General features: G+C 29.3%; 22 protein-coding genes and 2 riboswitches. Of the genes, 5 read left to right on the top strand and 17 right to left on the bottom strand.

Annotation, left to right across the window (positions count from 1 at the left end; all coding sequences use genetic code 11):
* Positions 1 to 450: 450 nt before the first annotated feature.
* Positions 451 to 641, bottom strand: a riboswitch (M-box (ykoK) riboswitch).
* A gap of 53 nt (positions 642 to 694) precedes the next feature.
* Entirely contained in the window at positions 695 to 1,504 is an 810-nt protein-coding gene (locus tag CUEA01_RS04330; RefSeq protein WP_234122121.1) for a hypothetical protein, read from the bottom strand.
* Positions 1,505 to 1,738: 234 nt separating this feature from the next.
* Positions 1,739 to 1,819, top strand: a riboswitch (ZMP/ZTP riboswitch).
* A 62-nt stretch (positions 1,820 to 1,881) separates the two neighbouring features.
* Here CUEA01_RS04330 and CUEA01_RS04325 point away from each other — a divergent pair.
* A complete protein-coding gene (locus CUEA01_RS04325; protein ID WP_234118779.1) occupies positions 1,882 to 3,060 on the top strand; it encodes a phosphoribosylaminoimidazolecarboxamide formyltransferase in 1,179 nt (392 codons plus the stop codon).
* Positions 3,061 to 3,354: 294 nt separating this feature from the next.
* Here the strand turns inward: CUEA01_RS04325 and CUEA01_RS04320 are convergent, their stop codons facing one another.
* A complete protein-coding gene (locus CUEA01_RS04320) occupies positions 3,355 to 4,095 on the bottom strand; it encodes a CBS domain-containing protein (protein ID WP_234118776.1) in 741 nt (246 codons plus the stop codon).
* 21 nt (positions 4,096 to 4,116) lie between these two features.
* Positions 4,117 to 4,995, bottom strand: a complete 879-nt coding sequence (locus CUEA01_RS04315; RefSeq protein WP_234118767.1) for a GNAT family N-acetyltransferase — start codon at positions 4,993 to 4,995, stop codon at positions 4,117 to 4,119.
* Positions 4,996 to 5,403: 408 nt separating this feature from the next.
* On the opposite strand from CUEA01_RS04315, the gene CUEA01_RS04310 reads away from it, so the two are divergent.
* On the top strand, positions 5,404 to 5,808 hold the full coding sequence (locus tag CUEA01_RS04310) for an AbrB/MazE/SpoVT family DNA-binding domain-containing protein (protein ID WP_234118758.1): 405 nt from the start codon (positions 5,404 to 5,406) through the stop codon (positions 5,806 to 5,808).
* Positions 5,809 to 6,246: 438 nt separating this feature from the next.
* Here CUEA01_RS04310 and CUEA01_RS04305 read toward each other — a convergent pair whose 3' ends face one another.
* Positions 6,247 to 7,032 carry an amidohydrolase family protein gene (locus CUEA01_RS04305; RefSeq protein ID WP_234118756.1) on the bottom strand — a complete coding sequence of 262 codons (786 nt, stop codon included), beginning with the start codon at positions 7,030 to 7,032 and terminating at the stop codon, positions 6,247 to 6,249.
* Positions 7,033 to 7,345: 313 nt separating this feature from the next.
* On the opposite strand from CUEA01_RS04305, the gene CUEA01_RS04300 reads away from it, so the two are divergent.
* A complete protein-coding gene (locus CUEA01_RS04300; RefSeq protein ID WP_234118754.1) occupies positions 7,346 to 7,681 on the top strand; it encodes a winged helix-turn-helix transcriptional regulator in 336 nt (111 codons plus the stop codon).
* Positions 7,682 to 8,093: 412 nt separating this feature from the next.
* On the opposite strand, the gene CUEA01_RS04295 is transcribed toward CUEA01_RS04300, so the two are convergent.
* The 4 genes from CUEA01_RS04295 to CUEA01_RS04275 form a co-directional block, all read right to left on the bottom strand.
* Positions 8,094 to 8,957 (bottom strand): Cof-type HAD-IIB family hydrolase, encoded by an 864-nt coding sequence (locus CUEA01_RS04295; protein ID WP_234118752.1) that lies wholly within the window; start codon positions 8,955 to 8,957, stop codon positions 8,094 to 8,096.
* Between the two features lie 10 nt (positions 8,958 to 8,967).
* Complete coding sequence (locus CUEA01_RS04290; protein ID WP_329603964.1) at positions 8,968 to 10,158, bottom strand: MBL fold metallo-hydrolase; 1,191 nt, start codon at positions 10,156 to 10,158, stop codon at positions 8,968 to 8,970.
* A 145-nt stretch (positions 10,159 to 10,303) separates the two neighbouring features.
* Entirely contained in the window at positions 10,304 to 10,651 is a 348-nt protein-coding gene (locus CUEA01_RS04280) for a NifB/NifX family molybdenum-iron cluster-binding protein (RefSeq protein WP_234118750.1), read from the bottom strand.
* The gene (locus CUEA01_RS04275) at positions 10,632 to 11,120 is read right to left on the bottom strand and encodes a DUF134 domain-containing protein (RefSeq protein WP_234118748.1); all 489 of its coding nucleotides are present in this window, start codon (positions 11,118 to 11,120) and stop codon (positions 10,632 to 10,634) included. Before CUEA01_RS04275 ends, CUEA01_RS04280 begins: the two co-directional genes overlap by 20 nt.
* A gap of 153 nt (positions 11,121 to 11,273) precedes the next feature.
* Here CUEA01_RS04275 and CUEA01_RS04270 point away from each other — a divergent pair, with 153 nt between their 5' ends.
* Positions 11,274 to 11,732, top strand: coding sequence for a GNAT family N-acetyltransferase (locus CUEA01_RS04270; protein ID WP_234118745.1), 459 nt, complete (start codon positions 11,274 to 11,276; stop codon positions 11,730 to 11,732).
* A gap of 463 nt (positions 11,733 to 12,195) precedes the next feature.
* On the opposite strand, the gene CUEA01_RS04265 is transcribed toward CUEA01_RS04270, so the two are convergent.
* From CUEA01_RS04265 to CUEA01_RS04235, 7 genes are all read right to left on the bottom strand, one after another.
* Positions 12,196 to 12,552 carry a protease inhibitor I42 family protein gene (locus CUEA01_RS04265; RefSeq protein ID WP_234118737.1) on the bottom strand — a complete coding sequence of 119 codons (357 nt, stop codon included), beginning with the start codon at positions 12,550 to 12,552 and terminating at the stop codon, positions 12,196 to 12,198.
* 83 nt (positions 12,553 to 12,635) lie between these two features.
* Positions 12,636 to 12,986, bottom strand: coding sequence for a VOC family protein (locus CUEA01_RS04260; protein WP_234118729.1), 351 nt, complete (start codon positions 12,984 to 12,986; stop codon positions 12,636 to 12,638).
* A 1-nt stretch (position 12,987) separates the two neighbouring features.
* Entirely contained in the window at positions 12,988 to 13,230 is a 243-nt protein-coding gene (locus CUEA01_RS04255) for a zinc ribbon domain-containing protein (protein ID WP_234118727.1), read from the bottom strand.
* Between the two features lie 297 nt (positions 13,231 to 13,527).
* Complete coding sequence (locus tag CUEA01_RS04250) at positions 13,528 to 13,917, bottom strand: bacteriohemerythrin (RefSeq protein WP_234118724.1); 390 nt, start codon at positions 13,915 to 13,917, stop codon at positions 13,528 to 13,530.
* A 145-nt stretch (positions 13,918 to 14,062) separates the two neighbouring features.
* The gene (locus CUEA01_RS04245; RefSeq protein ID WP_234118721.1) at positions 14,063 to 14,659 is read right to left on the bottom strand and encodes a TetR/AcrR family transcriptional regulator; all 597 of its coding nucleotides are present in this window, start codon (positions 14,657 to 14,659) and stop codon (positions 14,063 to 14,065) included.
* An 80-nt stretch (positions 14,660 to 14,739) separates the two neighbouring features.
* Entirely contained in the window at positions 14,740 to 15,813 is a 1,074-nt protein-coding gene (locus CUEA01_RS04240; protein ID WP_234118719.1) for an AI-2E family transporter, read from the bottom strand.
* 28 nt (positions 15,814 to 15,841) lie between these two features.
* Positions 15,842 to 16,255, bottom strand: coding sequence for an Lrp/AsnC family transcriptional regulator (locus CUEA01_RS04235; RefSeq protein ID WP_234118717.1), 414 nt, complete (start codon positions 16,253 to 16,255; stop codon positions 15,842 to 15,844).
* 108 nt (positions 16,256 to 16,363) lie between these two features.
* Here CUEA01_RS04235 and CUEA01_RS04230 point away from each other — a divergent pair, with 108 nt between their 5' ends.
* Complete coding sequence (locus CUEA01_RS04230; protein ID WP_234118715.1) at positions 16,364 to 17,116, top strand: MBL fold metallo-hydrolase; 753 nt, start codon at positions 16,364 to 16,366, stop codon at positions 17,114 to 17,116.
* A gap of 167 nt (positions 17,117 to 17,283) precedes the next feature.
* Here CUEA01_RS04230 and CUEA01_RS04225 read toward each other — a convergent pair whose 3' ends face one another.
* Positions 17,284 to 18,954 (bottom strand): AAA family ATPase, encoded by a 1,671-nt coding sequence (locus tag CUEA01_RS04225; RefSeq protein WP_234118707.1) that lies wholly within the window; start codon positions 18,952 to 18,954, stop codon positions 17,284 to 17,286.
* Positions 18,955 to 19,216: 262 nt separating this feature from the next.
* On the bottom strand, positions 19,217 to 20,836 hold the full coding sequence (locus CUEA01_RS04220) for a putative polysaccharide biosynthesis protein (protein WP_234118705.1): 1,620 nt from the start codon (positions 20,834 to 20,836) through the stop codon (positions 19,217 to 19,219).
* Between the last annotated feature and the right edge of the window lies 1 nt (position 20,837).

Here is a 20,837-nt window from a genome sequence, read left to right as displayed (position 1 = left end):
GGACGATTTTTCTCCGTTAGCACTACGAAAAATCTCAAAACTTATTTTTTTATTGCTGCGTAATAGCGCCATATATGGTGCTTAGCGAAGCTGGCACCATTTAAGTTTAAGATTTACCTGAAAAAAGCGAAAGGTAAATCATCATTCACTGTACTCTGTACTCTGTACTCTGTCATCTGTACTCTGCTCCAAAAATTGTAATTTATCAGAATAAACTCAGTATTTGCAATTTCTATTTTTCAAGTTGTTTATCTTTGAGTATCGCTCCCTAAACAGCGATTACCCATTAGAATAACGATTAAATTTTCTTTTTCAATTTTAAACTTATCACCATCAGGACCATCTTCCATGAGTAACCACCTCCTTATTTTTAAGCAAAATAAAAATCTCTCCATCACAACGAATGAAGAGATTAAAAAATCGCAACAAAAAAACACTTATATTAAAGCTTAATTTTCTCCATTCGTTGAGTTTTAGCACTACACAGCTTTGAGCATAAGCATTCATAAACTAGTATGAATGTAGTCAGCTACATTAAGTAAAACCTTAATTCGGCAGTACCTGCTGACCCATGGGCGTCTCTCGACATTTCTGGGCAGTAGCGTATATCCATGTAGTAACCTCACCTAACGAGATATTAAATTTTATTTTCTAATATATAATACTATCCTTTACCTAATTTGTAAACAACTTTTTAATATTTTTTTGAACTTATGGTAACTGCTACGAGACTTACTAAAAATGTAATAAGTGAAAGCACTACCGCAATAAAAAGAAAACTTGTTATCAAAACATTATACCTAATTATATCAATTGCTGAAACATATTTAAATAAACCAAACATATTAAGCAAAAACAATATAATAAATATTATGCCAAGTCCTCTTGAAGCGCCTTTTATATCTGCAGTACTAAGGGATATGTGTGAGGATATGCATATAGCTATAAGTAAAAATATATAAAATCGTGGATTACCAAAATTTTTAATTGAAAATATAGACTTTACTAATCCAAAATATGAATTAATAATACCTTCTATAATTGCTTTATTTAAATTTGTAATATGAAAATTTCGAACTACAATATTTATGAAATCATTATATGCACCATTAATTGTAAATTTCATCAAAATAATTATTGATGCAATACCTCCAAAAATAGGCGCAATACCTATGAAAAAGTTTCCTATCTGCTGATAAATACTTCGTGTATTATATGAGTGATTAACATATCCAAGCACTCCATTTGCATCAGGTTCTTGAAGCAACTTTATTTCATTTATTTTATGACCAAATATCAATGCTAAAAAAGCATGACTAAGTTCATGTATTGGTACTCCAATTACTCCTGTTATCATTACAGCTTTACTTCCAAAACTTCTTTGAAAATTTTTTATAGAATTATTTCTAAGTATTCCAAGAAAAAGCCCCACTAAAATAATAATTCCTGTAAAATATGCTGTTTCTAATACAGTTCTAGTTAAAACCTCAATAAGTACATTCATCTTCTGCTTCCTTTCGTTCTTCATGATTTTATCTATAAATTTAAAGTTTCACAATGGTATATCGTTATAGATAAACCAGTTCAACTACCAAAATCAATTTGCATCATAATGCCCAGAACATGGCATTTTGATACAAATTAATTTTGAAGTTTCAAGTGATTTATCTTTAATTATAGCACAAAATTAAGCTTATATATTTGACTTTTATAGCTTATGTATTATATAATTCTACTAAAGGTATCATGTAACTGGCGGAAATGGAATTAACCATAGGGAGCATGATATATATCGAAATCGACCGCCTGGGTGAATATTATAATTTACCCAGGCTTTTTTGCGTTTAAAACATAGTCAAATAAATATTTTGGAGGGAAAAAATGAAAAATTCTGAAATCACATTAAAGTATGGTTGTAATCCACATCAAAAACCAGCTAAAGTTTACATTTCAAAGGGCACATTACCTTTTGAAATCTTGAATGGTAAACCTGGTTATATAAATTTCATGGATGCTTTTAATTCTTGGCAGCTAGTTAAGGAACTAAAAATAGCAACTGGACTTCCAGCAGCAGCATCTTTTAAACATGTAAGTCCTGCTGGTGCCGCAGTTGGTATTCCTTTAAATGAAACATTAAAAAAGTCATATTCTGTAGAGGATATTGATTTATCGCCTGTTGCTACTGCCTATGCAAGGGCAAGAGGCGCAGATAGGATGTCCTCCTATGGAGATTTTGTGGCAATAAGTGACATTGTTGATGTTCCTACAGCAAAAATCTTAAAACGCTCTGTATCAGATGGCATAATTGCACCAGGTTACACAGAAGAAGCTCTTGAAATATTAAAACAAAAGAAAAAGGGTAATTACTGCATAATTAAAATAGACTTTGATTACGAGCCTGAAAACATAACAGAAAAAAGAGAAATATATGGCATAATTTTTGAGCAAAAAAGAGATAATATTGCAATAACAGAAGATTTACTAACCAATATAGTAACTGATAACAAAAATTTAACTGAAGAAGCAAAGCGTGACCTTATAATATCAATGATTACACTAAAATATACTCAATCAAATTCTGTATGTTTTGCCTTGAATGGTCAAGTTATCGGCGTTGGTGCAGGTCAACAATCAAGAATTCACTGCACAAGACTTGCTGCTTCAAAAGCTGACATATGGTTCCTACGTCAGCATCCAGCAATACTTGAACTTCCATTTAAAGAAGGTGTTTCAAGGCCAGAAAGGGATAATTTAATAGACCAATTTCTTCGTGATGATTTAACTGAAGCGGAAACTAAAGATTGGGGAAATATATTAAAGAATATACCTAATAGGTTATCCCTTGAAGAAAAGGCTTCCTGGCTATCAAATTTAACTAATGTCTCTCTTGGTTCAGATGCTTTCTTCCCATTTAGAGACAACATTGATAGAGCAGCAAAAAGCGGAGTTAAATACATCGTACAACCTGGCGGCTCAATAAGAGATGATGTTGTTATAGAATCTTGTAACAAATATGATATGGTAATGGCATTTTCCAATGTTAGGTTGTTTCATCACTAAATTACAATTTGTAGAGCAGAGTACAGATGACAGAGTACAGAGTACAGTGAATGATGATTTGCCTTTCGCTTCTCTCAGGTAAATCTTAAACTTAATATTGTCAGCTTCGCTGAGCACCATGTATGGTGCGATTGCGTAAGCAATAAAAAAATAAGTTCTCAGATTTTTCGTAGTGCTAACGGAGAAAAATCATCCTTCGTTGTACTCTGTACTCTGTACTCCGTACTCTATGTTAAATTGTAATTTAACACATTTAGTATTATCACTTTTACTATTTCAACTGGTATATCTATATTACTTAGCTGCCACATCCCAAGCCGTTATTAGACCTAGAATTTTTTCCTTAACTTTTCCTGTTTCTGTAATATAAATTACTGCCAGCCTCTTCTTTCCTTGCAGCTTTCTTTGAAACATTTCTTCAATTTCTACAGTTAATGTACCTTCAGGCACAAATGGGAAAAATTCATTTTCATGCTTTTGAATGGGAATAAACTCTTCAAATTCTTTTATTTTAGTTTTTCTATTAATTGAAATATATTCATTTTTAACCATATAAGCAAATACAGTACTTTCACTAAACACACCAAGCATCATATTATCCTTATCTATAACTGGTACATGGGTGTAATTATTTTCCTTCATCACATTCATAACATCAAAAACATATTCCTCCAAAGTAATCGAATAAATATTTTTCCCCTTTACAGCAATTGTACTTAAGGCAGTAGGTGGATTTAATAGGCTATCCCTTATTTCTTTATATCTTTTAATAATTTTATCATGTGGTTCTGCAATTGGATCTAGTTCACTATTATATGGATTGTGTACTATTGAATTTCTAAGCCTTGCAAAAAGCATCAAATCATCTTTATTCTTTAAAAATAGCTTACTTCTTTTTGCCATGCGTTTAATTAAATCTGTATGTCCTATTCTCTCATCTTCATTGAGACAAGTCCTCATATATCTATCTAATTCATTGTAAATTATAATAAACTTTTCTGCATTTGATTTACTATTTTCGTATATATCCCCCATAGAATAAGTCTCCTTTACTATTCACTGTAAATTCAATTTTAGAACTAACATTCTGCAATCTATTTTAAAATCTAAATTATTTAGAGCTTTATCTAGCGGATAATTGCTCACATCAATATCGCCTATTATCTTTTTTATACCATTTTCATTTAAAATTCTAATGCCTTCTACTAATAAATCCTTTACATATCCATTTCCTCTTTTTTCTTGTAAAACCCCTATATAGTTTATGGCTCCAACTCTCTCATCAAATTTTTGTGGCACCACCAAACCTACTAGTTCATCACTATATGTATATGCTAATTTCCACCATTCTGCATTAAAATCTATATCTTTTAATATGTTGAAATAGTCTATTGCCGCCTTCCTACTTCCAAATTTTCTTACACAATCTAAGTCATCTTTATCTAGTGTACCTTCTGTAACTTTTTCAATAACATCTATATATTCATCAAAAGTCACTTCCGATAAGCTTTTAAAAATCAATTTTTTCGATAGTTTATTAAATCCATCCTCCTCCCATACAAAGCTTTTCTTTTCTTGTGTAATTTTAAATCCATTTTCAGTTAACATATTTACATATTGCTGAAAATTTGTTCTATCAGAATATAAATGGCATTGAACTTCATTAAATCCATTTGACTTCATTTTTTTCAAACTAATCTGTAATAATTCATTTTGAAAGCTTCTATTGTCACTTGTAAAACTTATATCTAGTATAATCAATTGTTCATCAATAACACCATATACTATTCTTCCCCAAAAACTGTTATTATCTTCAATAACAAAGCACCATTCTAATTTAGTCTCTCCATTTTTTATTAAAGCTAATACTTTATGATATTCAGCAAGTTCTGAAAGTACTTTTATATCTTCTTTTTCAATGTTTCTTATTTTCATTAATTTTCCCCCATTTTCTTATAAAGGAGGATGTGAAAAAAGGTATTCTATAGGTTTTACTATACCACGCATAAAGCCTTATGAGTGGCTCGTAAAAAAGAATACCTATATTTTTCACATGCTCCTATAGATAAACCATTTCAACTATTAAAATTCATGTGCATCATAATGCCCATAAGATGATTTTGATACAAATAAATTTTAAGTTTCAAGGTGCTTTATCTTTAAAACATTATAAAACCTTTAATCTAATTTTACTATATATTTTTTTATTTTACAGCAATAACTCTTATATTTTTGTAGGACTTTACAATTTTACTTTAAATTTCATCAAAATATTGAAATATTTATTTCAAAGTTATATAATTACATTGTAATTACAAAATAATTATATAAGGAGTGATTTACATGAATTTATCAGTTATTCAAATAGGAAATTCTAAAGGTATAAGAATTCCACAATCTATTATAAAACAATGCGAAATTGAAGACGAAATGGAATTAGACATACAAGATAATTGCTTAGTACTTAAACCTATCAACAAAAAAAGTTATGATATGACCTTTAAAAATATTTCTCAAATGGATGATATGGACATACAAAAAATGCTAAAAAAAATTGATGAAACTACCTTAGCAATTTCACTTGTTGGCGCGGATAAAGAAACAAAACAAAGAGTATTTAAAAATCTATCCGAAAAAGCCCTCAATGTTATATCTAATTTAATTGATAAATATGACAATATGGATGCTAAAGAATTGATTATAGAAATGCATAGATCACGTATTAGCAGTATTTTTTTGGAGATGTAATACAAAGATTATGTTGCAGTAAATATTAGTTCATAGTGAAATCTAAAATATTGTGAAGTAATAGTTAAATTTTTTCGCCTAAAAAGAAGGCGAAAAAGCTAATAGTTAAGGGTTTTAACTTGCTTTGCTCGTTAAAAGGTGAACTTTTTCACTTATGTGAAAAGCAAAGGATGATTTTCCTTCGCTTTGCTATGGAAAATCTTTAATTTAAATTTATAATTTTTCTGTAGCAAGGCGGAGGAAAAATAACCTTAACTTTCGGATTTATCCGAAAAGTTAATCTTTAACGTGCGTAGCATCATTAAACCCTTCACTTTTCACGCAAGTGAAAAAGTTAGTCTTTTAATGAGCAAGGCGAAATTAAAAACCTTCACTTGATTTAGTTCGCAATAATTTTAAGTTACGCATTAAAATATTTTTAGTCAATATACAATTATCTTATATTTTTAAAAGTCTTTCTATGTTTTCTCCCATAACTTTATTTATAATTACCTTATCAGTGCAGGCACGCTCTACAGTATACCTACCTACTGCTAAATCCCCAAACGGAAGATCTGTACTAAACAAGCATTTATCCGGCATTTCCTCTATTGCCATCTTTAAAGGAGCTACAGCATAAGCAGCTGATAAATCAATATAAATATTTTCAGTTTCTTTTGCCATTTTAATTACCTCTAGCCAGTTTACTCCTCCTAAATGTCCTATTATTACCGGAACATTTTGATATTGCTTTGATAATTTAAATATCCCCCTTATATCCTCTAAATCTAAAGGCCAAAATGCATGAATCCAAATTGGAAGATTTGAGAAATCATGTGCTGCTTTAAACATGCTATCTAAAGTTTCAACTTTTCCAGAAGGTATTGTAACTTCTCCAATGCCAATAAAATTATTTCTAACCACATATTCCTCTATCCACGAAGCTGTTTGTTCATAATCTAAGCCTGCTGGTACATTTCCAAAACCATAAAACCTTGATGGATATTTTTTAATAACCTCACACTGCTCCTTGATGGATTTTATTTTTGTTTCAATAGCATTTCCTCTGCCAGAAATAATATCATAAAGCTTATTTAACTCTTTTTCATAGTCCTCTAAATTATTAGCCATTTCTGGATGTATTGAGGTAGAAAAAAGAATTGTTTTATCAATCCCAGCCTCATCCATTAAAGCTATATGTTTTTCTGTTGGCAAAATAACATGTGCATGACTATCAATTATCATTTATATCACTCCTACAACTTATATTTCATCTAGGAGTATATCATCCTTAAATATTAAATATAAGTACGCACAAATTTGAAATGTAATATCAAAAATGATACTATTAAGTTATAAAAATGCTTTGAGTATAGATATACAACTTGAAACATTGAAATTATAAATACCAAATGTATCCTTATGCTAATATTTTCAATTCACAATGCACAGTTCACAATTAAGGATGATTTGCCTTCCTTTAGTCAGGATAAACTTGGAATTTCCAATTTCAATGTTCCAGATTGTATATCTATAGCTAAAAAATTTGGAGGGCAAAATGTCAAAATCAAAAAATTTAGTAGATACTTGTCCAATGGATATAACTATCAATATATTAAGCGGCAAATGGAAATTGGGGATTTTATGGAACTTATCTAAAAATATAATTAGATTTAACGAACTTCAACGCCTATTACCTGGTATAACACAAAAAACTTTAACTATGCAACTTAAAGAATTAGAAAAGTACGGAATAATTTACAGAAAAGTTTACGCGGAAGTTCCTCCAAGGGTTGAATATGGGCTAACAGAAATTGGAGAAAGTTTAAAACCTATACTTTCACATATGTGCGAGTGGGGAAAAGAATACAAACGTGCTGTTACACTAATTTAAATATTGCGAAGCAACTCAAGTGAAAGTTTTTAACGATGCTTTTCACGTTAAAAGGTTAACTTTTTCACTATGTGAAAAGTGAAGGTTTTTACATAACTACGCTTGTCAAAGGTGAAGGATTTTACCTTTGGTAAAAAGTAAATGTTGATTTTCCTCCGCTTTGCTATGGAAAATCTTTAATTTAAATTTATAATTTTTCCGTAGCAAGGCGGAGGAAAAATAACATTAACTTTCGGATTTAGGTCTGTAGTCTACTGAGTTTTAGTAATGTTACTATTTAAAGTACTTATCTATGATTAAAGAACCTACATGGTCTTATGCCCAAACCCCTAGTATGTGTACATTTAACGTGCACAGCATCGTTAAACCCTTCACTTGCCTTGGTTCGCATTAATTTTATATTATAATTTAATTAATTATGACCGCATGCCACATTTTCCTTTAGTATAAACTTATCAATAACTTTTCCCACCCCATCATTATTGTTTGTATCTGTAACATAATCCGCCTTATCCTTTATAAATTCTCTTGCATTGCCCATGGCTACTCCAAGCCCAGCATACTCTATCATAGATAAATCATTTTCACTATCGCCAATACAGATTATCTCTTCTCTTTGTATTTTATAATATTTAGCTAAAGCTTCAACTGCTTTTCCCTTTGAAACGTGTTTAGCAGTAATTTCAATATTATTTGTAGATGAACTTACAACTTCAATATCCTCTAAGCCTTGAAGCTCTTTTTTTAAGGCGCTAATCTTCTTAGCACTTATATGTATTATTTCACATTTAATAATATCATCATATTTCTCTTCTAGTTTTTTCATAAGTTCATGTCCATCTTTAAAATACTCAAGGTTTAATTTACCATTACTAGATAACTTCATAGATTTTAAAAATAACTTATTTATGAGTACATATGTAAACTTGCTTCCACAAATAAAGCTATTATGAGTATTAAAATTTGCCTTAACCCTATACTTATTGCATATACTTACAATATCTTTTAAAATTTCAATACCAATAGGTCTTTTATAAATAATTTCATTTGTACACTTTTCTTTTATAATAGCTCCATTTGATGCAATGACAGGTGATTTTACTCCTATAAGGTTTGAATAAAATTCTGCATTTTCATATACCCTGCCAGTAGTTATAACTATTTGAGCACCAAGCTCATGAGCTTTTTTAATTGCAGATTTATTAAAATCGCTTACTCTCTTCTTACTATTTAGAAGTGTGCCATCCATGTCAATACATACTAATTTATATTTCATAAATTTTCTCCTATATCTTTATTCTAAATTCATCAAAATCAAATATTCCGCTGCCTTGTTTTAACATATTTTTATCCTCAATATCTTTAAATGCTTTTTTTATATCATACATTAAAGTAATTGATATATTTATATCATTATGTGCTGGAAGCAGCCTTGCTATGCCTTTAAGCTCGCTAATTTTATCAACTGATTTCTTAAAAAGTACAGGATCAGTGGTTGGGTAAAACGCATATAAAGTTCCCCTATAAATTAAATCACCTGTATATAAATATCCCCTTTCCTCTTCAAAAATACAAATATGTCCTGGTGAATGTCCCGGGGTATGAATTATTCTTAATTTTCTCTGTCCAATATCGATAATATCATTATCATTTAATATCCTTTTAGGTTCTCCTCTGTAAATTTTATAATTATCAATGTTAAATTCTATTGGCAATTTTTTGTTAAAAGGTTTTTCCATAATATTCTTCTTAATTACATTAATCGGAATACCTATGCCATTTCTTAACCAATCTACTTCATTTTTATAAACATAAATAGTATCAAACAAACAATGCCCACCTATATGATCCCAATGAACGTGGGTAGTAATCACTATTATAGGCAGGTTTGTTAGTTTTTCAACTTCATTTCTTATATTGCCAATTCCAAGACCCGTATCAATTAAAAGTGCTTTATTTTTGCCTATGAGCAAATATGAATGAACCTTCTCCCAGTGTCCATATTCGCTTATAGCATAAGTTTCATTATCTATTTTTTCAATAGTAAACCATTCATCTTCTGCTCTATATTTCATAACCCATTTAAGTATAATAGGTTGAATTTCTGGATATGTAAGTTTTTCTGGTAAATAGTCAAACAATCCTATTTCTCCAATTTCAAAATCAGGCAATTCCCCTAATTCTTCAATTTGTGCATAGTACACCCTTCCGTAATCCTTGTCTTGTCCTTCTCTTTTTACTGAATAATCGCATACTGGGGTTATTTTAAAATTAATTGCTCCAGTTTCTTCTTTTAATTCTCGTTCTGCTGTTAAATTAATTTCTTCATTTAATTCCCTATGTCCACCTGGAATTTCCCACGTATCTCTTTTTTTATGTTTTGCATATACAAACTTGTCATCAAACTTTGAAACTATAACCGCAAATTTTAATTGTTCATCTTTAACAATTCCTAAATCATATATCTCTGTTACCATAGTATCTCTCTTTTCTATATTTTAACAAACTTATTTAAAACATAGCATAATTATAGCATTTATAGTAACAAAAAAAGTTCAAAGATACATAAATTTAACTTTAAATTCATATATCTTTGAACTTTTCTAACATTCTACTGCTGTGTTAGTGATTACAATGATGATTACACATTACATTTTTATCTTCTAATTTACCACTAATATAGCTTTCCATAACATCCTTACATTCACCTTGAGCTCCCTTTATAACCTTGAAACCTTTCGCTTTTAGAGGCTGAAGTGCACCCATTCCTATTCCACCAGTTATAACTACATCCACATTATGTTTAGCAAGTAAATCTGCCAATCCCTCATGCTGATGTGCAAGCTCAACTGTTGACACTTCCTCAAGCTTTTCAATCTTGCCATTTTCTATTGTTCCAATCATAAAACTTTTACTTTTACCAAAATGCTGATTCAATTCACTTCCATTATTAGGTATTGCTATTTTCATTTAAATTTCCTCCAATACTTTTATTATTTTTGCACCTCTTATGACACATTCTATGGCAGAAATCACTTTTTTTGCTGCACACCACTTCTTTTGAACCACATGATGGGCAGGCATCTTTATCTTCCTCGTATTTTATTTCATAGATATTCCCACAAGCTGCACATTTAAACTTACATAAATTTTTTGTATAATTTCCGCCACTTATATTTATTGCTTTTCCCTGAGTAAGTGCCAAAGCAATTTTTTTTCTTGCACTATCTATTATATTTTGGAAGGTCTGCCTTGAAACCTGCATTCTTTCAGCACATTCTTCTTGATTTAACTCTTCTATATCTTTAAGTCTCATAGCTTCAAGTTCTTCAACCTTTAATAATATTTCTTGAAGTTCACATTTTCTTACTCCTGCTGGCATAAAATATGTATACTTAGGCAAGTTTTCAACTTTTCTATATTTAATTGGTCTTGGCACTTAAATTCCTCCTTAAGGTATAATTGGCATTTGCCATTATTATATATCTTATTTTTGTTATTGTCAAATGCCAATTACTATTATTGAACATTTATATAAATTACTTTATAATGATTATATGGTTATAATTACATATAGGCAGGTGACTTTTTAATGAATTTATGCTTAAAAGAAATTAACGAAGATAATTGGGTGGAATGCATTTTTTTAACCACAAATGAAAATAATAAACACTTTGTTTGTGAAGAATTTGTAGCTTCAAATGCCTTATCTATTGCTCAATCAAAAATTGAAAAAGGTTGGATTACTAAAGCAATATATGATGATGATAAGATGATTGGATTTACTATGTACGGATATTGCTATGAACACAACTTTTATGAACTCTGTAGAATCATGATAGATTATAAATATCAAGGAAAAGGATATGGAAAAACAGCTTTAGGAATAATTATTGAAGAAATGAAAAAACTTAAAGATTGCAGTGAAATTTATTTATCCTTTGATCCAGAAAACAAGATTGGAAAACATCTTTATGAAAGTTTTGGATTTAAAAACACAGGCAAAATTATTGATGGAGAATTATTATATTGCCTAAATTTAACACAATGATTAATAAATAAATATTGCAAAGCAAAGTGTAGTGCAAAATCAAATAGCCTTTGGTAGGTGTAGCAAAATGATGTTAGTGAATAGCATCTTAAAATCTTAAATAAAATTAATAAAACTAAGCGGCAAATTTTTTAAAGCTTAAGAGCTTTAGATAACTCGCAAAAAGATGCTCAGACAATCTAAATCTCTAAAACTTTAAAAAATTTTCCACTAAGTTTTATACAATTTTATTTAAAATATTTTTTCAATGCTATTCCCTAACATCATTTTTTTCCCCACCTACCAAAGGCTATTTGATTAATCCACTATCTCTTTTTTTCACAATATATAATTATTTTATAACAAATTAATATAGTAATTCTAAAGATTTCTGTAATGAATATTGTTTCTGTACTACACCAAAATTCCTCTTAGATTTATTGATGCTATTTAATGTTCCAAAATGCTCTTACTTCGCATAATTTTAGATTACATTTATTTCATAAGTTACTTCTTTATCACTAGCTTCCATAGAGTATGCCCTACTATACCTAAGGGTTATAGTTCCCATGCCTGTATCTACCGCCTTTATAATCCATACTGCTTTTCCTGGTGCTCCAACCTTACCGGTATTTGTTGGCAAATAAAACTTTTTTATAACCTTATATGTGCCTGAATTATCCTTAATCAATTTCCATGAATATCCTGTAGAAGGGTTCTCATCTAAAATTATCCATCCATTACTTCCTATTTTCATGATATTAACGCCATTTTCATCAAGCAGCGTACCATAAGTTTTTTCTATTCTTTGAGAATTACATATATTATAGTAGTAATACATAATATTTCTCCCAAGTAAATAAGTAGTTTCATCTAATATTATATTTAAATTATTTGATTTGTGTGCTATATTGGGGATATATTTTAACTTGAATAATCTGTAATTCCTAATCTATTTCCAAAAGGATCTTCAAATTCTACAGCCATACCAGTTTGAATTTTAAAAGGTCTAGATAAAAATTCTACTCCACTTTTCAGTAATTTTTCATATTCCTTCTCCACATTTTCAACCTGAAACCAAATAGTAGGTTTTATATCCTTAAAAATATTTTTATCCTTCAAAATAATTGCTGGTTCCAAGTCACCAACATTAAATGCTAGCATACCTTTACTTGAAAAATCAAATTTTAACTTTAAACCTAAAGTGTTTTCATAATATTCTTTTGCTTCTCTTAGATTATTTACCCCTAAGAAAAAATTATCATAATTATTCATATTATCTCCTATCTTTCCAAGCTGGAAGCTTATCCATCATTTCTTTTGCTGCCAGTTTTGCCGCATTTTCATCAATTCCTTGTGTATGAACAATAAAATTAGTCATTCCAACCAGTTTTTCATCATAAGATTGCATTGAGCCATCTTCTCTCATGCAATATTTACAATAATTTTTATTTGTATCTCCCATAGCATAATCTTCTTTTTCATTCATTGGCATTCCGCATGCAACACAATTTTTCATAATATCAATTCCTTTCATCAATTCTATTGACTAATCACTCAATGACTTTAAACTCATTTTACTACTTAGTTTTTAATATGTCAATAAATATTTATACGAGCAGAGCAGAGTACAGTGAAGGATGATTTACCTTTCGCTTTCTGCTTATCTAAATCTTAAACTTAATGTTGTCAGCTTCGCTGAGAACCATATGCTATATCTATAAGAATAGGGAGCTCCGTATAAAGATGATGTTATTAATCGCATCATTTTTATAGAGAGCTCCCTATTCTTATTTTGTTTGTACTAAATTTTTGTTTATTTACCTATTTGACTATCCTCTTCTTTAATATGCTCACCAATCCACTCAACAACAAAGTCTAGTAATTTTATTATAGCCTTATCCTGATTACTATCAATCTTTTTTAAATCAATGCTATAAATTTTTTTAATAAAATCATCATGTGCTACCTTTTGAGCGAAAAATTTTCTATAGCCTATACTTGCCATATAGTCTTCTTCAAACTTAAAGTGATATTTTGTATAATCCTGTAATTCTTTGATTATTGCAACAATCTTATCATACTTATCAATTGAAAATTCATCCTTTAAAAGATCATAAGCTTTATTTGCTATTTCAAATAATTTTTTATGCTGCTCATCTATCTTGTCTATTCCAATAACATATTCACTATTCCATTTTATCATCTAACTTACACCTCATAACTATATTTTATTATAATTTTAAATTTCACAATGGTTTATCCTTATAGATAAACCATTTCAACTATTAAAATTCATGTGCATCATAATGCCCAGAAGATGGCATTTTGATACAAATAAATTTTAAGTTTCACAATGGTTTATCTTTAATAAGCTTCATAAAATAATCCAATAGCTCATCGCCGCATCTTTCTATTACTGATTCTCCTGGTGCAAATAAGTCACCATTAACCAAATAATAATTTATAAGTCCATTCCAATTATTAAATAAAAAATAAATTGGTAAATCAACAATTTTATGCTCTTCTATTTCCTTATTTAAAATCTTACTTAAGTGAAAAGACAACCCAGATTGAAGGGATATAAATGTGGTTCTTGATGACTTTGGAAGCATCCTTATTTCAATAACAAGCCTAGTATAAAAAGTTTCAAACTCTTTAATACCTTGAAGATGCGCACTAAGCACTTCTCTAACTCCAAAGCAGTTTTCAGCAAGTTCATGTGTACGCTTCATCATTTTAGCCTCAAAATCCTCAATTACTGCAGTTATAAGTTCCTCTTGAGTTTTAAAATGGGCAAAAACCGTTCCGTGCGAAACACCTGCCTTTTTTGCAATATCAGATGTTCTTGTTAACATAATGCCTCTTTTACCAAATTCCTCATATGCTGCATTAAGTATTTTTATTCTTGTTTGCTCCTTCTGAATCTGCCTTTGCGTTTCTTTCATTTTTATCTACTCCATAATGTTTAATAAATTCACTACAATAATATATACTTTATTAATAGGTATGTCAACATTTACATCTTTTATTTTCCTATTTCAATTTTCTTTTCAGAATACAATTTATATATTCCTTTTATCACTATACTTAAAGTTACAAATAGTGGAGTTCCAACAAAAGCCCCTAATACTCCAAACAAAGTTATACTGATCAATGTTATAAAAACTATTGCTAAAGGATGTATATTTAGTTTTTTTCCTATTATATTAGGTGATACTAAATTTCCCTGTATTTGATTCACAATAATTGCTACTATAATAGTATTTATGACCATAGTGCCACCGCCAGTAATAAGCGCAATTAGTAGTGCGGGGATAATTCCAATAAAAGAGCCTATATACGGTATTAAAACCGTAACCATGAAAAAAAATGCCATTAAAAACGAATTAGGCAGCCCTACTATCAAATATGCAAAATACATCATTACACCTGTTATAAGAGCAATTATTAGCTGTCCAGATATATAAACAGATAAAGCATTATCTATTTCTATAAGCATTTCCTTAACTTCATTTCTATAGGCATCTGGGATTATAGATAAAAACTTGTGTGCAAATTTTTTATCATCTTTTAAAAAGTAATATAAAATAAACGGAATTATTATTATCTTAGTTCCTACATTTGTTACCTGTGAAAATACATTTATTAAACTTGTTCCTGTATTTAATATTGATTTTTTTACTCCAGTTAATATTTTCTGAGTAATTTCAAATTGTGAAAGCACACCACCTAATTTTTTATCTAAATCATCAAAATAGCTGCTAATAGAATTTATATCATAAGAAAATGAACTTGTAAATTCATCTTTTACCTTTAAACCACCATATACTAATGCAGCAGCCAAAATAACTGAAAATAATAACATAGTAATTATAATTAATACACTTTTATTAGTCTTTATAATCTTTATATCTTTAAATTTATTAATTATAGGTCTTAATGCATAATATAAAAATAAAGATATAATAGTAGGAAACAATAAAACTGATGAAATTTGTTTTAATGGTGATAATACATAACTTACTTGCCCTAATAAAATTATTATTATTAATATAAGCATTATATTTATTAGCGTAAAAAAGTACTTATTGATTTTCAAATATATACCTCCTCCCCATAAAATTTAATTACTTTATAACTTCTATCGATGAATTTATTTTGTAATTTCCATACTTCAATATTTCATCCAAAAAACTCACAACCTCGTCTTTGGTGTCTGCTTTTAACTTTAACAAATAGCACCCTTCTCCACTTATTCTATTAGCCTCAACTATCAAGTCATTCTTCTCAACATATTTTTTAAAAACAGCATGATTAGTAGTTTTCATAAATACAGTTACAAAGCAAATTAACTTTTTACTATCTAAATCAGAATTGACTTTAACAGTATACCCCTTAATAACTTGCAATTTTTCCATTTTATCTATTCTATTTTTAACTGCTTGTCCTGTCATATGAACCTTTTTACCAATTTCTCGCCATTGCATTCTTGAATTTTTCTTAAGCAAATTTAAAATTTGTAAATCCGTTTGATCAAGCATAAATTATAAAATCCTTTCATTATTAAACTCTTTTACTATTATACTTTCCCCAATCAAGAAGTATTTACTATATAATAACTATATCATAAATAGTTGGAGGTATAAACTGTGAAAATTCAATTAATACGTCACTCTACAATAATAATATCTACAAATAACAAAACAATCCTTGTAGATCCTATGCTAAGCGAAGTAAATTCGCTTTCTCCAATAGAGGGAGTCCCAAATCAAAATAAAAATCCACTTACACCACTACCCGTGGCTATTGATTATATTACAAACTGCGATGCTGTCCTTATTACGCATACTCATAGAGATCACTTTGACAACGCAGCTATTAATTCACTTTCTAAGGATATTCCAATATTTTGTCAGCCAGATGATAAATCCAAACTAGAAAATTATAATTTTACTAATGTACATTCTATCCAAGATAATTATACTTGGAATGATATAACCATTAATCGCACTTCAGGTATGCATGGTCACGGCGAATTAGCAAAAGAGTTAGGTCCAGTATCTGGTTTCGTTATTTCCTCACATCATGAGAAAACTATATACATTGCAGGAGACACAGTTTGGTGTAATGAAGTAAAAAAATCCATAGAGAAATTTAAACCTTATGCCATTGTCTGCAACTGTGGCTGTGCTCAATTTTCATTTGGAGATCCTATAACCATGACAGCCACTGATATATATGAAATATCCAAAAGATATCCTAACCTAAAAATTGTAGCTGTGCATATGGATGCCTGGAATCACTGCAGATTATCAAGAGAAGATTTGAGAAATTATATAAAAGTTAATAAATTTAATAATTATATTGCTGTGCCAGAAGATGGGGAAAGTCTTGTTTTTTAGTAACAAGACTTCACTTTAGACTTTAAAGGAAATATAAGCTTATTCATGTCTCATAATGCCTTTAACATATAATTTTATTTTCACTGCCATTAAATTCAACTTTAAAAAACATTCCTGTTTTTATTTACATTGTATCAAACTTTCTAAAAAAATAAGCCCTAAATTTTTTAATTTTCTCTCACCAACACTTCTTTACCACTAAACACAATTCCTAATTCTAAAATATCCTTTGTTCCAAATTCTTTCATTTCTACATCATACTTTTTATCTTTAATTTGCTTTAATGCATTTTGCGCTGCCTCTTCTATAGTTTCATTTTTCCTCTTATTTACCTTTTTAAATTCAATAATAATACCAAGTTTACTTTTATCCTTTGGTATTATCATAACATCATATCTTCCATATCCACTTTCTCTGTTTGATTTTACATCATGGGTTCCTTTTAATGAAACAAGCATTCCAAGTACAAAGGCATGATAAAATCTTTCGCTTTCTCCTGATGTATCAAAATAACTTAATGTACTTTCAACTATATCTTGAAACATCATTTCAAAGTTTTCCATATCGCCTATAGTTAAAGCCTTTAACATTTGAGAAAACTCATCATTATTAACCCTTTCCTTAAACCACTTTCTTATTATTTCTTCATAAACGTATTTTACTTCATTATTAGGAATATCTAATGTACAATAGGTTCTGCCATCTTTAATTTCTGTTTTCACCGCTCTTAAATACCCACTAAAAAGAAGGAAACTCCATAGGTTTTCTGTACTTTCATTTATTTCATTCATAACAATGTTTTCATCAATTATCTTTATCAGCTTTTCTCCTCTGATTAAAGCTTCTAATTCTTCTTTTACTGAGGCAGTTCCATTTTTAAGCATATCACGTATTAAATCGTTGCTGCTTGTATTTGCCCAATATGCTATAAAATTATGTGCAGCATCTTTTACATAATTTAGTATGCTCCATGGGTTATATATTGTCATTCCTCCAAAGTTATATCCATTATACCAAGTTTTAATTAATTGAATTTCGGTATCAATTTTATAGTAAGATAATGTTTCTTCAACTTCTTTTTCTGTAAAACCAAAATATTTATTATAAAAGGAAGAAAGCAAATTATAAACTTTTATGTTATTCAAACCTGAAAATATACTTTCCTTGGCTACTCTTAAAATTCCTGTAAGTATTCCTTTTTCTAAATAAGGATTATCCTTTAACCCCGCACTTAAAAAATTTCTCATAAAGGATACTGCTTCATTATAATATTTATTCAAATAAGATTCTTGAAGTGGTATATCATATTCATCTATTAAAATAATTACTTTCTTACCATGATACCTATATAAAAATTCACTTAGTGTTTTTAATCCTTCAACATAACTTATAGTTTCAGCTTTGCCGCTCAAAATTTCTAAGAATTCTTTTTTCTCATATGATTTTAAATTTTCATCCTCTAAAATATAATCATGTCTTTTAAACTCACTTATTACTAATCTCTTAAATCCCTGCATGCAAACATCCCATTCCATATGCTTTTGGTCTTTAAAAGTTATACTTATTACAGGATATTTGCCTTGATACATCATTATATCTTTATACTTATGTATTTCCAAATCTTTAAACAAAACACTATTATCTTCTTGTGTAATTTCAAAAAAAGTCTGTAGCATAGTCATATTAAGTGTTTTACCAAATCTTCTTGGTCTAGGTATTAATATTGCTTCACTTCCGTCATCAATTATATCTTTAATAAAAATACTTTTATCTACAAAATAATAATTTTTTTGTATTATGTCCTTAAAATTACTGATACCTATAGGAATTTTTTTCATAATTTACTTTCCTCCTTCCTTATAAAATTAAAATGCATATAAGTTGTAAAAGTTCTAATACATTCTGACTTCTAAAAAATACTATAGTCGAACCGATTCATCAGTGATATTTTATAAGCTACAATGTAAGAATTTTATTGCAACTTATAGGAGCATGTGAAAAATATAGGTATTCTTTTTTATGAGCCGCTCATAAGGCTTTATGTGCGGTATAGTAAAACCTATAGAATACCTTTTTTCACATCCTCCTATATAGTTTACACTATTTTATTAATTCCATAATCGGTCTTGGTATAAGTTTTCTAATTTTGCTTGGGAAAGAATCCAAATCACTTTTTCTTATCCCTCTAGTAATAGCAAGACAAGCAATATAAACAAAAACTCCTGCTATTACGGCAAAAACAAATGCAACTAAATTATCAAAATATGCTTTTTTAATTACTAAAGTTAATGCTAAATTAATTACTGTGTAAACAATGCATACTGCTCCACCCATTATAATTGATGATATAAGTGGCTTTACTGCATGTTTTAACATTCCAAATTTTACTCTCATAGACTTTTTCATAAGCCTGTAGTTTAAAAATATAGTCGTACTAAAACCTAAAAAGCTTCCTATAATAGTCCCATAAACATTTATTGTTGGTATAGCAATTAAAATATAATTAGTTACTATTTTCACGACTATACCTATTATAGAATATATAGTTACATTGTATATCTTTCCTATACCTTGAAGTATGCTTGTTTGTATTTGAACTAACGACATTAATACTAATATAAAGGATCCTAAGAACATAATCCTAAATCCAGCACTAGTACTTGGGTAGATAACTTTATAAATTGGTAAACTCATTATAGAAAATCCCACTGCTGAAGGAATTGCGATTAAAAAACAAACTCTAAATGCATAATTTATTCTATTTGAAAGTGCCCTTTTATCTTTAACAGCTACTGCTGCAGAAATAGCTGGCAAAATCGTCACAGAAAGTGTACTTATTATAGCAATTGGAACATTCATAAGTGTTTGGTATTGTCCAAGCATTCCAAACAGACCAGTTGCCTTATCATCAGCAAAGCCACCTGCTAAAAGTCTTGATTTAGTATTGCCGGTATCAACCAAATTGCCCGCATTTTGCATGCCAATACAAAGTGTTATTGGTACTCCATAGTTAGCTATTTTTCTAAGTATTTGTTTGCTTGAATGCTTTCTTTTTGCTTGCTCGTAGTATTCCTTAGGTATTCTAAAGTGCTTATTTTTTTCATATGTAACAATTAAATAAATTGCCGAAACAAGAGCTCCAAATGTAGTTCCAACAGTAGCCCCAGCACAAGCAGCCTCAACTCCATATCTTAAAAGCAGTGCGGCAAATACAAGCGACAAGGTTGTATTAACTATTTGCTCTAAAAGCTGTGATACTGCTGTAGGTGTCATATTTCCTCTTCCTTGAAAATATCCTCTATATGCTGAAGATACAGAAGTACAAAATATTGAAGGACCTAATGCCATAACTGCAAGAGAAGCTTTGGGCATTTTCATAAGACCTGCAAGTGGTCTTGCTAAAGCAAATAACATAATTGACATAATAGTTCCAATTATAATAAGTACAAATCTTGCCAGCTTAAAGCTTTTTACTGCATCTTTATAATTTTTTACTGCAACAAACTCAGATACAAGCTTTGATATTGCAACAGGTATCCCTGCATTAGTAAGCACAAATATAAATGCATAAATTTGATATGCCGCATAATATATACCATACGGTGCTGAACCTCCAAGAATTTTTACTAAAAACGGAACATATAAAAGCGATAAAATTTTTTGAATTATAGTTGCCATGGATAATATAGCAAATCCTTTTGCTGTAGACTGCTCTTTCATA

This window comes from Clostridium hydrogenum (assembly GCF_021432385.1).
In the GTDB taxonomy this organism is placed as follows: domain Bacteria; phylum Bacillota; class Clostridia; order Clostridiales; family Clostridiaceae; genus Clostridium_S; species Clostridium_S hydrogenum.
This window is presented reverse-complemented; position numbering and strand designations above follow the sequence as displayed.